General features: G+C 62.3%; 15 protein-coding genes. 13 read left to right on the top strand and 2 right to left on the bottom strand.

Translation table 11 applies throughout. From position 1 onward, the window contains the following. Window positions 1–284: 284 nt before the first annotated feature. Window positions 285–1,481 carry a type II secretion system F family protein gene (locus tag AC3WN7_RS26455; protein WP_102675572.1) on the bottom strand — a complete coding sequence of 399 codons (1,197 nt, stop codon included), beginning with the start codon at window positions 1,479–1,481 and terminating at the stop codon, window positions 285–287. A gap of 5 nt (window positions 1,482–1,486) precedes the next feature. After that, window positions 1,487–1,921 (bottom strand): type II secretion system major pseudopilin GspG, encoded by a 435-nt coding sequence (gene gspG / locus AC3WN7_RS26450; protein WP_102675571.1) that lies wholly within the window; start codon window positions 1,919–1,921, stop codon window positions 1,487–1,489. A gap of 194 nt (window positions 1,922–2,115) precedes the next feature. Between gspG and AC3WN7_RS26445 the strand changes: the two genes are divergently transcribed. The 13 genes from AC3WN7_RS26445 to AC3WN7_RS26385 all read left to right on the top strand — a co-directional run bounded on the left by AC3WN7_RS26445 (window position 2,116) and on the right by AC3WN7_RS26385 (window position 13,050). After that, window positions 2,116–2,724 carry a lytic transglycosylase domain-containing protein gene (locus tag AC3WN7_RS26445; protein ID WP_102675570.1) on the top strand — a complete coding sequence of 203 codons (609 nt, stop codon included), beginning with the start codon at window positions 2,116–2,118 and terminating at the stop codon, window positions 2,722–2,724. 206 nt (window positions 2,725–2,930) lie between these two features. Next, window positions 2,931–3,125 carry a hypothetical protein gene (locus AC3WN7_RS26440; RefSeq protein ID WP_102675569.1) on the top strand — a complete coding sequence of 65 codons (195 nt, stop codon included), beginning with the start codon at window positions 2,931–2,933 and terminating at the stop codon, window positions 3,123–3,125. A gap of 12 nt (window positions 3,126–3,137) precedes the next feature. After that, complete coding sequence (locus tag AC3WN7_RS26435; RefSeq protein WP_095967666.1) at window positions 3,138–3,794, top strand: SCO family protein; 657 nt, start codon at window positions 3,138–3,140, stop codon at window positions 3,792–3,794. Further along, window positions 3,791–4,411 carry an SCO family protein gene (locus AC3WN7_RS26430; protein WP_095967667.1) on the top strand — a complete coding sequence of 207 codons (621 nt, stop codon included), beginning with the start codon at window positions 3,791–3,793 and terminating at the stop codon, window positions 4,409–4,411. The genes AC3WN7_RS26435 and AC3WN7_RS26430 overlap by 4 nt, the downstream gene beginning before the upstream one ends. Before the next feature lie 8 nt (window positions 4,412–4,419). After that, window positions 4,420–5,970, top strand: a complete 1,551-nt coding sequence (locus AC3WN7_RS26425; RefSeq protein WP_102675574.1) for a cytochrome c/ABC transporter substrate-binding protein — start codon at window positions 4,420–4,422, stop codon at window positions 5,968–5,970. A gap of 13 nt (window positions 5,971–5,983) precedes the next feature. Continuing rightward, window positions 5,984–6,295, top strand: a complete 312-nt coding sequence (locus AC3WN7_RS26420) for a peptidylprolyl isomerase (protein WP_095967668.1) — start codon at window positions 5,984–5,986, stop codon at window positions 6,293–6,295. A gap of 223 nt (window positions 6,296–6,518) precedes the next feature. Next, a complete protein-coding gene (locus AC3WN7_RS26415; protein WP_102675568.1) occupies window positions 6,519–7,052 on the top strand; it encodes a response regulator in 534 nt (177 codons plus the stop codon). A gap of 84 nt (window positions 7,053–7,136) precedes the next feature. Continuing rightward, window positions 7,137–8,843, top strand: coding sequence for a GspE/PulE family protein (locus AC3WN7_RS26410; RefSeq protein WP_102675567.1), 1,707 nt, complete (start codon window positions 7,137–7,139; stop codon window positions 8,841–8,843). Continuing rightward, a complete protein-coding gene (locus AC3WN7_RS26405) occupies window positions 8,824–9,627 on the top strand; it encodes a hypothetical protein (protein ID WP_095967670.1) in 804 nt (267 codons plus the stop codon). Before AC3WN7_RS26410 ends, AC3WN7_RS26405 begins: the two co-directional genes overlap by 20 nt. Window position 9,628: 1 nt before the next feature. Continuing rightward, a complete protein-coding gene (locus AC3WN7_RS26400) occupies window positions 9,629–10,174 on the top strand; it encodes a PilN domain-containing protein (protein WP_102675566.1) in 546 nt (181 codons plus the stop codon). Beyond that, entirely contained in the window at window positions 10,161–10,709 is a 549-nt protein-coding gene (locus AC3WN7_RS26395; protein ID WP_102675565.1) for a GspMb/PilO family protein, read from the top strand. Before AC3WN7_RS26400 ends, AC3WN7_RS26395 begins: the two co-directional genes overlap by 14 nt. Continuing rightward, window positions 10,709–11,227, top strand: coding sequence for a hypothetical protein (locus AC3WN7_RS26390; RefSeq protein ID WP_102675564.1), 519 nt, complete (start codon window positions 10,709–10,711; stop codon window positions 11,225–11,227). Before AC3WN7_RS26395 ends, AC3WN7_RS26390 begins: the two co-directional genes overlap by 1 nt. Next, window positions 11,224–13,050 (top strand): secretin GspD/PilQ domain-containing protein, encoded by a 1,827-nt coding sequence (locus AC3WN7_RS26385; RefSeq protein ID WP_102675563.1) that lies wholly within the window; start codon window positions 11,224–11,226, stop codon window positions 13,048–13,050. The genes AC3WN7_RS26390 and AC3WN7_RS26385 overlap by 4 nt, the downstream gene beginning before the upstream one ends. The last annotated feature ends 1 nt before the right edge of the window (window position 13,051 follow it).

Genomic DNA, 13,051 nt, shown 5'->3' with positions numbered 1-13,051 from the left:
CCCACCACCACTACCCCCATCCTTGGCCTGAGCACTGGATACCCCGGACAGGCTGTCCGGAATCAGTACGGTAGACGCCGACAGAACCGCGCCAATAGCTACTGCCAGTAAAAGCTTACTGATGTGCATGTCGTTCTCCGTCTTCTTGTTTGAGCCTGGAACGTTGATGAGCCTTGCAACGTGCTGCTTTTTCCCATGGGAGCCTGTTAAACACCTCGGCGGGCTGATTTATTCAGTTGGGTGGTTGAAGAAAGGCAACGGACAGCGCGGCCCTGTTCCAAAGGTCAGTGAATACTCGAGGCCAGTTCGAAAATCGGGATGTACATCAGGATCACGATCACCCCGATCAACAGGCCGATGAAGGTCATGAGCAAGGGCTCGAACAGCCGTACGAACCATTCGATCCAGCGGCTGATTTCTTCGTCGTAGAAATCGGCGCTGCGTTCCATCATCTGCCCGAGGTTGCCGGACTGTTCACCGGCGCGCAGCAGGCGCAGGGACACGGGGGTCACCAGTTGATTGAGCTCCAGAGCGGTGGACAACGATTGCCCTTCGCGCACCCGTTCGCAGGCCTGATCCAGGCGGCTGCGGGAGGCGACGGTGAGCAGGTTGCGGACCATGCCCATGGCGGTGACGAGGGGAATGCCGCCTTGCAGCAGAATGCCCAGGGAACGGTAGAAGCGTGCCAGCTCATACATGAAGATGCGCTGGTGCACCGCGGGGAGTTTTTCGATCACGCGGTCCAGCCCTCGCCGAAACGCCGGTTGGCGCTGCAGCAGGACGAGGGCGACGATGATGGCCAGCAAGCCACCGAAGAATTCGCCCTGGTGGGCGTGAAGGAACATGCCGCTGCTCATCAGGATCTGCGACAACCACGGCAGGTTCGACCCCAGCCCTTCGAACACCAGGCTGAAACGAGGCACGACGTAGCCCATCAGGAACAACACCACACCGCCGCCCACAACCAGCAACAGCATGGGGTAGATCGACGCGCTGATGATCTTCTGGCGAACCTCGTCCATGCGCTGTCGATAACTGACATATCGGCCCAGGGCATCGCCGACGGCACCGGTCTTCTCGCTGGACTGCACCAGCGCCACGTACAAAGGCGGGAAAACGGCCGCCAACTGGCCCAGGGCCTGGGAAAACGATTTGCCCTCGTAAAGCAGGCGCACCAGCTCGCTCAGGGTTTTGCGGGCTTGTGGCGCGTTTTCCTTTTCCGCCAGGCTTTCCAGCGCATCGATCAACGGCAGGCCGGCGTTGAGCAAGGTGGTCAGCTCCTGGCTGAACAACACCAGGTTGAACGTCTCGCGCCTTTGCAGGCGCAGCGCGCGCCAATGTCGCTCGGCATGCAGGCTGAGAACCCGCAGGCCCTGGTCTTCGGCGATGCGCCTGGCTTCGCTTTGCCCCGGCGCATCGACGGTCATTGAGACGACACCGGTCTTGCCGACGGCTTTGAGATGAAAGCGCGTGGTCGTCATATCCGTCAGTTCCAGTTGGTGACTTCGGCGTTCTCGCCTTCGCCGCCGGGTTGCCCGTCCTTGCCCATGGACAACAGGTCGTACTCGCTGTTTTCACCGGGATAGCGATAGCTGTAGTTGCGACCCCAAGGGTCTTGGGGGAGTTTTTTCTGCAGGTACGGGCCGGTCCAGCGCGGTTCGTCGCTGGGCGCGGTGACCAGCGCCTGCAAACCCTGTTCGGTCGAGGGGTAATGGCCGACCTCCAGGCGGTAAATGTCCAGGGCTTTGCTCAAGCCTTCTATTTGTGCCTTGGCCACTTTCACTTCGGAACGGCCCAACTGGGCGAAATACTTCGGCGCCACGATGCCGGCCAACAGCCCCAGCACCACCAGCACCACCAACAGTTCGAGCAGGGTGAACCCGCTTTGGGTTCGCCGGGCATAACGCAGATGCTGATTCATGATGACCTCGCACGGTAGGCAGCAGTGTTGCCATGCAGTTGCATGCAATTGCCATGCTCATGATCGGTGATCCTTCTGCACCCCCCGTGCCATGCGCCTTCTCACTTACGGCACAGTGCTTGCGTATGGCTGTTGCACGACTGGCCATTGGGGCAATACCCCCATTTTTCGGGGCCGGGAGGGGAGGTCTGACAATGAAGTTACTCACCACCGGGTTGCTGGGTCTGCTGGTGTTGACCGGCGCCGCCCAGGCCGATGTGTTTGTTTCCGTGGACGCCAATGGCAGCTACGTCCTGTCCAATGTCCACCGCCCCGGACGCCACTATGAACGGGTGATCCGAGAACCCGATGCGCCGGTCGTCAGCCTCGACCAGCAGCCGCAGATGATCGCCGCGCAACCCTACGCCGAACTGGTGGCGGCGGCGGCCAGGGCCAACGAACTGCCGGCGGCGCTGCTGCATGCGGTGATCAAGACCGAGTCGAGCTACAACGCCCGCGCTACTTCACCCAAGGGCGCTCGCGGACTGATGCAGTTGATGCCCGACACTGCCCGCGAAATGGGCGTGACCAACGTCTACGACCCCAAGGCCAACATCCAGGGCGGCGCCCGCTATCTCAAACGCCTGATGACGATGTTCGACAACGATATCCGCCTCGCCGTGGCGGCCTACAACGCCGGCCCGCAAGCGGTGCTCAGCCGTGGCAACGTGGTCCCGCCGTTCGCCGAAACCCAGCGTTATGTGCCCAACGTGCTGAACCAGTATCGGCGTTTGCAGGGTTTGTCCCCGGATGCGCCGCTGTGATCGAAACCTCCGGGGGGCGAATTTCCCCAATAGTGGGGAATGGTGGCCCCAGTCGGAAAGTTGGGGATTGGGTGGGGAATATCCCCCGGCTTATCAAGTCGTGATTATAACTGGCTGATTAATAACGTATTTTTTTTGGCATGCGGATTGCTCCAGACGATTTGTCGAGAAGTGTTCCCCGATAACCCGCAGCGAGGTCCGAGTCCATGATCGGCATATCCCGCGCCTTGTCCTTGATTAATTTGCAGCGGGTGGCTGCCGACGATTGCCTGACCATCAATCTGCAGAACCTGCTGGCCTACCCCGCCGACGTGCAATTTCGTGTGATGGACAAAGCCTCGGGCCAACCCTTGTCCGGTGACGCGCCGGGTGTTCGGGGCGAACCAGGCGATACCCATTAAGAGGAAGCTGACATGAACCGATTCGCGCATCGCGCAATGCTGACGTTCTGCCTGTTGGCCTTCGGTATCGACCAGATGCCGGCTCATTCGACGGACGAGCACGCCGGGCACGGCATGGCAGCCAGGAAGGCCGGCCAGGAGACCGCCCGGATCAGGATTGCCGACGTGGCCTTGCTGGACCAGAACGGCAAGGTCGTCAGCCTGGAAAAAGACCTGGTGAGCAACAAGATCGTGGTCATGGGTTTCATCTACACCCGCTGCACCACGGTCTGCCCGGTGGTGTCCTCGATCATGGGCAAGGTGCAGAAACGGCTGGGTGCGCGGGTCGGCACCGAGGTGCAACTGGTGTCGATCAGCATTGACCCGCAGCGTGACGATCCCCAACACCTGAACGACTACGCCCGCACCTTCCAGCAGGGGCCGGGCTGGAGCTGGCTGACCGGTTCGCCGCAGTCGGTCGATGCCACCCTCAAGGGCCTGGGTGCCTACGGCGGTGACTTCCAGAACCACTCGCCGCTGATTCTGGTGGGCGACGGCAACAACCGCCTCTGGACCCGCTATTACGGTTTCACCGACCCGACGGAACTGGCCCGGGCCGTCGAGAAACTCAGTGGTGAACGCAACACCCACGTCAAGCACACTGCCATTGCCATGGAGCGACAGCCATGAGAGCCATCGACTGCTTCACCCTGGGCATCTGCTACTGCATTTTCAGTTCAGTGGCGTTTGCCCACGAAGGGCATGAGCAGACCGCGCCTGTGGCGGCCGCCGCGCAACCGTCCAGCGGCACCCACGATGCGAAAACCTGGTTCACCGACACGCCGTTGCAGGACCAGAACGGCAACATGCTGCGCTTCTACAGCGACGCATTGAAGGACCGTGTGGTGCTGCTCAATGTGATTTTCACCCGTTGCGACGATGCTTGCCCGCTGATTACCCGCAAGCTCAAAGAAGTGCGTGAAGTGCTCGGCGACAAGGCCGACGGCATCACCTTTATCTCCCTTACCAGTGATCCGCTGCGGGACACCCCGGCGGTACTCAAGGCTTACACCTTGAAACAGGGCATCGATGGGCCCCACTGGTTTTTTCTTACCGGCGACAAGGCGCAAATGGACCTTGTACTGGGTCGTATCGGTCAGATCGTGCCGACCCCCGAGCAGCACTCCACCCACTTGATCGTCGGTGACGTGGCGAACAATCGCTGGAGCAAAATCAGTCCCGATGCCCCGGCGGCCGCCATTGCCCAGCGCCTGCAGCTGCTGACAATGCCCGTGGCCGGACGCTAACCATGGCCATCAATACTGCCCTCGTCCTTGGCCTGCTGCTCTTCGGCGGCCTCACGCTCAGCGTCCAGGCGCTGCCGCTGAACCTCAGCGAAAGTGCCGGCAAGCGCCTGTACCGCGAAGGTATATCGGCCAGCGGCGAGCCGATCATGGTTCGGGTCGGTGCATCGAACATGCTGCTGCCGGCCACCAGCCTGCCGTGCGCCAAATGTCATGGCGACGACGGCCTCGGACGCCCGGAAGGCGGGGTGCGCCCACCGGACCTGAATTGGTCGCGGCTGGCCAGCAACCATGGCCAGCAGCACATCAACGGCCGCAGTTACCCGGCCTACAGCGACAGCACCCTGGCGCAGGCGGTGCAGGAGGGGCGCGACCCCGGCAATAACCGGCTCGATCCGTCGATGCCACGATTCGTGTTGTCGATGAACGATCAACGCAATCTCACGGCGTACCTCAAACGCCTGGCCGAAGACCGCGATCCGGGCCTGACCCCCGACAGTCTGCACCTGGGCACGTTGCTGCCGGGCACCGGGCCATTGAGCGAGGAGAGCGTCACGGTGGCGGCGGTGCTCAAGGGCTGCGTGACGCGTATCAACGAGGCGGGGGGCATTCACGGCCGGCAGTTGCGCCTGACCATACTCGACCCCGGTACCGATCGCGCCAGTGCCGAAAGGGCGCTGAACCGGCTGATCGATGAAGAGCAGGTGTTCGCCCTGATCGCCCCGCTGGCGCCGGCATTGGACGTGGACCTCGCCGTGCACCTGGAACGGGCCCGCATTCCGCTGATCGGGCCGCTGTCCTTGCAGGGCACGCCCCACGCCAGTCCGCAGATATTCGAACCACTGCCGGGGCTTCGCGAGCAATTGATCGCCCTGGCCGATTACGCCAGTGCCAGCCTGCGGGTGCTTCAGGGGCCGACGTTGATCGCCTATCCGGACGAATCCGGCCAACGGCTGGCGGCGCAGGAACTCAGCCGGTACTTGCAGGGGCGCGCCTGGCAAAAGGTGCGCCTGCAAGCCTACGACCCGAGCGGGGACGACTTGCCCCTGGGCTCGCGCTCGGTGTTTTACCTGGGCACAAGCAGCGGCTTCAGCCGATTGGCCGAGCGCCTGCAAACGGCGGGGCAGGTGCCTTACCTGTTCGCCACCTCGAACCAGGTGGCGGGCAATCTGACCCAGGTGCCCAGCGGATTTTCCCGGCGGGTGTTCCTGGCCTATCCGTTCGTGCCCAGCGACTGGACCCTGGCCGGGCGCCTGGCCCTGACTCAGTTGCGCGAACACCAGGGCCTCGGTGGCCAGCACGCGATACTGCAAGTGGGCGCGTTCAGTTCGATGATGCTGCTCAGCGAAGGCATGAAGCAGGCCGGGCGGGATGCCAGCCGCGAAAAGCTGGTCAGTGCCCTGGAAGGCCTGCATGACTTCGATACCGGGCTGACGCCCCTGATGAGCTTTGGTCCAGGCCGACGCCTGGGCTTGAGCGGTGCCCATATCGTCACGGTGGATCTGCCGGACCAGCGGTTCTATCTGGTCGCCCCCTATAAACCTGTCGCTGCCACGCCCTGACCGGAGGCCGATCATGAAACTCGACACTTTGCCGGTCCTGCGGGCCCGACATACCCCGGTCAAGGTAGCGCCCGGTGCTGACGCTTCCACAGTCGAGGCCGCGGGTCTACGCTTAACTGCGATCAGGGCCCCCATCGTTGCCGGGGCCGATTTCGGCCACGTTGCCCTTGGCGGGTCCGAAGAGGCGTCGGCCTGCGAAGGGGGTCACCTGGGTTACTTTCCCCGTGGACGGAGGGTGCCGCAGTTCGAAGCTGCAGCGTTTGCCCTGGCACCGGGGGCCATCAGCCACTCGCACAATCGGATCGAGCGGATTGATGATGACTAGGGTGTTCCCCAACAGTGGGGGAAAAACTTCAATGCCAATCCGATCGCTTTCCCCGTTTTTGGGGGATGGGATTGCTGTACAAAAAAGGCATTGTTTTTAAATTCAAGGACATGAATGCCTGAAATTACCGGCGCTCAGTCTGGCATGAAGTGTGCGTTAGTCCTCTCAGGGCACGCGCTCCGCCAGGTTCAAAACCCGGACCTGCGGTTTCAAGGAGTCGACCTTGTTGAACAAAGTACTGGTTGTTGATGACGAACAGCTGCTGGCGGAAAACCTCCAGGGTTACCTGCAGGCGCAAGCGCTGGAAGTCCGGATTGCTCACGACGGTGCACATGGAATCGCCGAAGCAGACGATTTCGCACCCGATGTGATGGTGTTCGATTACCGTTTGCCCGATATGGAAGGCTTTCAGGTGCTCGATGCCGTCCGCCAGAACAGGAAGTGCCATTTTGTGCTGATCACAGGGCATCCAACCGCGGAAGTTTGCGAGCGGGCCCGGCTACTGGGAGTCAGCCATATCCTGTTCAAGCCCTTTCCGTTGGCGGAATTGGCCCGTGCAGTGCTTGATCTTCTGGGCCGGCGGCGCGAACCCAGGCCGGGTGTGAGCACCTGCGAAGGATTCGTCGAACGACGCCAGAGCAGGACCGAGAGTTTCCCGCTGCAGTTGTACGACGGTAGTTGGGTGCTTGCAGATCGCCGAAAAAATACATCGGCTTCCATGGCGCCAGACGACGAACAATTGCTCACCGGGGAGTAGTGGCGCGACAAGACGTTCCGGCCTGTGCCGAAATGGCTCGCCGCGCTGACAGGGCCCAAAGCCCCGGGCGTTGGAGAGCAAGCCATGGACCGTCTATCCCTTGCCGTAGAACCGGCGCAAGTGGAAGGTGTACCGACTCGTTTCACCAGTGAACAACTGGCCCAGGCCCGCGCCCTGGCCACCAGTTCCGGCGAGCGGATGCTGGACACCCTCGGGGCGTTGAGTGAACTGGCTCCCATGCCTTTCATCCAGTGCCTGGGTGTAACCCTGCACTATCCGGTACTCGACACCGACAGCCTGTTCAGTGCCACCCCGGTGTTCGACCGGGTGACCCTGGCCCAATGCCTCAGGCGTGAATTCATCCTGCTGCGTCACAACGACGCGGTCATCGGCGTATTCGCCGACCCCTTCGACAGCGCACGCCTGGCCTGGATCGATGAATGCCTGCATGGCGCGCCGCTGTACCTGGTGCATGCCGACGACCTGAAGGCCTACCTGGCGCGTCACGAAGAAAGTTTCCACGCGGTGGAGTCGCTCAATGCCCATGCCGAGGGCGCAACCGAGATCGACACCCTGCAAAGCCTGTCCCTGACCAGCATCAGCGAAGACGCCAGCGTGGTGGTCAAGCTGGTCAACTCGACGCTGTACGACGCGCTGAAAATGCACGCCAGCGACATCCACCTGGGCACCACCGGCAGCGGCCTGGTGATCAAGTACCGGATCGACGGTGTGCTCAACAACATCAGCAAGATCCAGGGCAGCGAGTTCGCCGAGCAAGTGATTTCCCGGGTCAAGGTCATGGCTGAACTGGACATCGGCGAAAAGCGCGTGCCCCAGGACGGTCGTTTCAAGATCGGCATCAGCGGCCGGCAGATCGACTTCCGGGTGTCGATCATGCCGAGCATCTTCGGCGAAGACGCGGTGCTGCGGGTGCTCGACAAACAGGACCTCGCCGACAAAGTCTGTGGCGTGCAACTGCAGGCCCTGGGCTTTGAAGAAGATACCCTGCGCCAGTTGCGCCGGCTGGCCGCCGAACCCTACGGCATGGTGCTGGTGACCGGGCCCACCGGTAGCGGCAAGACCACCACCCTGTACGCGATGATCACCGAGATCAACCACGGTGTGGACAAGATCATCACCATTGAAGACCCGGTGGAATATCAACTGCCGGGCGTACTGCAAATCCCCGTCAACGAGAAAAAGGGCCTGACCTTCGCCCGGGGCCTGCGCTCGATCCTGCGTCATGACCCGGACAAGATCATGGTCGGTGAAATCCGCGACCCGGACACCGCACAGATCGCCGTGCAATCGGCGCTCACCGGTCACCTGGTGTTCACCACCATCCACGCCAACAACGTGTTCGACGTGATTGGCCGATTCACCCAGATGGAAATCGATCCGTACAGCCTGGTCTCGGCACTCAATGCCGTACTGGCCCAGCGTTTGATCCGTCTGGTCTGCACCAGTTGCAGCGCCCCTTACAGCCCGACAGAAGAAGAGCTGGAGGTCTCGGGGCTCGATCCGCAAAAGGTCGCTCACTACCGGTTCGTCCACGGCAAGGGTTGCGGGCATTGCCGGGGCACCGGGTATCGCGGGCGCAGTGCGATTGCCGAGCTGCTGCACCTGGATGACGAACTGCGGCAAATGATCGTCGAGCGCCAACCCATCTCGAAAATCAAGGCCCATGCCTGCAAACGTGGCTTGCGCCTGTTGCGCGAGTCGGCGCTGGAGATGGTGGAACAAGGCCGGACCACTCTCGAGGAGATCAATCGTGTCACTTTTATCTCGTGAGCAATTTGTCGCCGTGCTCGGCGCCAGCGGTGTAGGCCTGGGGCATCGGCAAGGCAGTGCAACCCACTGGCTGGGCAGCGTCGGCTACATCGACGAAGGTTTCCAGGCCTGGGCGGTGGCCCTCGACACCCTCGACCGTTTGCTGGCCGAGCACGCCGTTGCCAGGGCGGAACTGACGGTGGTGGTCTCCGGACACTTCAGCCGCTATTGCCTGGTGCCCTGGAGCGATCAGATCAGCAGTCCGGCCGAATTGCTTGGCTTCGCCCAACTGTGTTTCGAGGACCTCTACGGTGCCCCGACGCAACCCTGGAGCCTGGTGCTGTCGGCTGAACCTGCCGGTTATGACCGCATCGCCACCGCGCTGCCCCAGGACTTGCTCGACCGCCTGCGCGCCCTGGTCAGCGCGCGTGGCTTGCGCCTGCGTTCGGTGCAGCCGTACCTGATGGCGGCGTTCAACCATTTCGATAAAAGCCTTGATGCCGGGGACTTCCTGTTCGTGGTCGCCGAACCGGTACGCAGCGTGTTGCTGCTGGCCCGGGAAGGGCGCTGGGCTTCGGTGCGCTCGGTGGGCAGCAGCGACAGTGATGCGGCCCTGACAGCGCTGATCGGCCGTGAGAACCAGTTGCAGGCGTCCACCAGCGAACGGCCGTTGACGGTCTACCTGCATGCGCCGGCGCGCATCGACTCGCACCCTGATGTACCCGGTGTGCATCTGCGCACCCTCGAAGAAGACCGGACAGCCGTACGCGATTGCCTGTACGTCATGTCTCGGGCGGTGGCCTGACATGCGCCCCCTGATGCTCGACTTTCAGCCGCGCCGCCGTGCAGGTCCCCTGGGCTGGAGCCTGCTGGCCGGTGGCGTGGTGCTGACACTGACTTGCGCGCTGGTGCAGCAGCACCTGAGCAACGAGGCCGAACAACAGCAGGGCCACCTGCAAACCACCCAGCAGGTGCTCACCGGCGACAACGGCAGCAAACCCGGCCTGACCCCGGCACAAACTCGCGAGCAGGCGCAGAACCTGGCCGAAATGCGCAAGGTCTCCCAGCAGTTGCGCCGCCCTTGGGAGCGTCTGTTCGCCACGCTGGAAGCCATGCCGCGGGACAACATTGCCCTGCTGACCCTGACCCCGGACGCCCGCAAAGGCCAGGTCCGGATCAGCGCCGAGGCGATGGACCTGGACGCCATGCTCGATTTCCACCGCCGCCTCGAGGCCAGTGACGAGCTGTCCGACGTGTCGCTGCTGAGCCACGAAATTGTCGCCAACGTGCCGGAACACCCGGTGCAGTTCAACCTGTCGGCTACCTGGGAGATCGGCGATGCAAATCCATAAATTGATCGTCCACGAATACCTGCAAGGCCTGGGGGTTCCGGGGCTGGCAGGGTTGGCCATGCTGGTGCTGGCGCTGAGCTATGGCCTGGCCGGATTGCTGCCGGACTGGCAGTCGCTGCAAAGCCTCAGCCAGCAGACCCGCGAAGCCACCGAGTACCTGGCCAGGGTCGAAGACGGCACAGTGGCTGCACCGGTGGTGCCGCAACGCCAGCTCGACGATTTTCGCAGCAAGTTGCCGTCCCAGCCCCAGGCCACCGTGGCCATCGACAAGATCTACGCCCTGGCCGCCCAGGAGCGCATCACCTTGTCCCGGGGGGAATACTCCCTGGGCGTGGACCCCAAGACCCACCTGGCCCGTTATCAGATTCTGCTGCCGGTACGTGGCAGCTATCCGCAACTGCGGCGTTTCCTGCACGCCTTGCTCGGCCAGTTGCCGGCGGTGGTGCTCGAGGATGTGGAGCTTCAGCGCAAGAATATCGCCGATACCGACCTGACCGGGCGGATCCGCATGACCCTTTATCTGTCGAGGTCATGATGAATACCAAACGAGTGGTGGGCTGGGTGGCGTTCTTCGGTGTAGCGGCAGCGCTCGCCTGGTTCCCCGAATACTTCAAGCAGGCTGACGACAGCGACCCGGCGGTGGCCGCCGTGGCCACCTCAGCCAAAGGCAAGGCCCCGGGCGCAGCGGCGGCGGCATCGAGCGCCGCGGCGGTAGTGCCGATCAAGGACCTGAGCCCTGCAGGCGACCTGTTCGCCGCCCGCAGCTGGAACGCGGAGCCGGCCCTCGGCACCGTCATTGAACAACCGGTAGCCGTGACTCCAGAGGTGCAGGTCCCCACTGCACCGCCATTGCCCTTCCAGTTTGTCGGCAGGCTGGACGACCGTTCCGATCTGCAGGTGTTCTTGCAGAGCGGCGAAAAAATATACGTCGTGCGCAAAGGGGATGTCATCGACGAAACCTGGCGGCTCGAGCGCATTTCCGATAAGGAACTGAGCCTGGTCTACCTGCCTTTGCATTTGGCTCAGACTCTGTCTGTGGGGAGTACGGAATGAACAAATCCCGTTTGCTGATGAGCCTTTGTCTCTGCGCAGGGCTGGCTGCATGCAGTTCGGCGCAGATCGCCAAGGACGAAGCTTCCGCCCTGATGGAATCAGGCCAGTACGAAGCCGGTCTGGCTCGCATCGAACAGGGATTGCGCGAGAACCCTCGCGATACCGATCTGCACATAGCACTCAATAGCGGCCGGGCCCGCGCCGTGACGGCACTGCTGACCCAGGCCGACATGGACCGCGCCCAGCGTAATTTCGCCGGGGCCCGCATGGGCTACAGCCGGGTCCTGAGCATCGAACCGAACAACCGTCGTGCCCAGGATTCCCTGCGTCAACTCGACTACTTGCGCAGCATGGACGAGAAACTCGAAATGGCCCGTGGCGACCTGCGTCGCGGTGACATCTACGGTGCCGACCGCCAGGTCAAGCAGATTCTCGAACTGGACCCGCAGAACGAGGGTGCCCGGGAACTGCAAGACAGCATCCGCCTGGTGCAGAGCCGCAACGTGGTGCAGTACCCGCAGCTGCGCACGCGCCTGGACCGGCCGGTGACCCTGGAGTTTCGCGACGCCAACCTCAAGACCATTTTCGAAGTGCTGTCCCAGGTCGCCGGCCTGAACTTCATCTTCGACAAGGACCTGCGCCCGGACATGAAAGCCACGATCTTCGTGCGTGATGTGCGCATCGAAGACGCCGTGGAACTGCTGCTGCAACAGAACCAGTTGCATCAGAAAGTGGTGAATGAAAACACCTTGCTGATCTACCCGGACTCGCCGCAGAAGCTCAAGGATTATCAGGAACTGGTGATGCGCACCTTCTACCTGACCAGCATCGATGCCAACACCGCGCTGAACATGATCAAGACCATGCTCAAGACCCGCGACGTGTTCGTCGATGAACGCCTCAATACCCTGACCATGCGCGACTCGGGCGACGCCATCCGCATGGCGGAAAAACTGCTGCAATCGCAGGACCAGTCCAACCCCGAAGTGGTGCTGGAAGTGGAAGTGATGGAAGTGGCCCGTCAGCGCATTCTCGACCTCGGCCTGCAATGGCCCAACACCTTCGGTGTGATCAACAGCGACGGCTCGCCAGTGTCCATCCTTGACCAACTCAAAGGTATCGACTCCAGCCGGATTTCCATCAGCCCGGCGCCACAGGCCAAGATCAACGCCCAGGACAAGGACATCAATACCCTGGCCAGCCCGGTGATCCGGGTGAGCAACCGCGAACAGGCGCGCATCCACATCGGTCAGCGCGTGCCCATCATCAGCGCCACCTCGGTGCCTTCGACCCAGGGGCCGGTGATCACCGAAAGCGTGACTTACCTCGACGTCGGTCTGAAGCTTGAAGTGCAGCCCATCGTGCACCTGAATAACGAAGTGGCGATCAAGGTCGCGCTGGAAGTCAGTAACGCCACGCCGCTGGCGCCGACCGCTCAGGGCACCATTCCGGTCCAGGTCGATACCCGCAACGCCCAGACCACCTTGCGTCTGCATGATGGCGAAACCCAGATCCTCGCCGGTCTGGTGCGCAACGACCATGGCAGCAGCGGTAACAAGATCCCTGGCCTTGGCGACATTCCTGGCCTGGGCCGCCTGTTCGGCAGCAACAAAGACGACATCAGCAAATCCGAACTGGTGCTGTCGATCACCCCGCGGATCGTGCGCAACCTGCCATACCAGAGCCCGTCGGACATGGAATTCTCGACCGGCACCGAAACCAGCATGCACATCCAGGCCCCTGACCGTTCGATCAACACGACGGTTCAGACCGGCCCCATGAGCGCACCGATCGCCACCACGGTTACTGTCGGGAAGCCTTGAT

The organism is Pseudomonas sp. FW305-70 (genome assembly GCF_058783925.1).
Note: the sequence above shows the minus strand (reverse complement) of the source record. Positions and strands in the feature narration are given on the sequence as shown.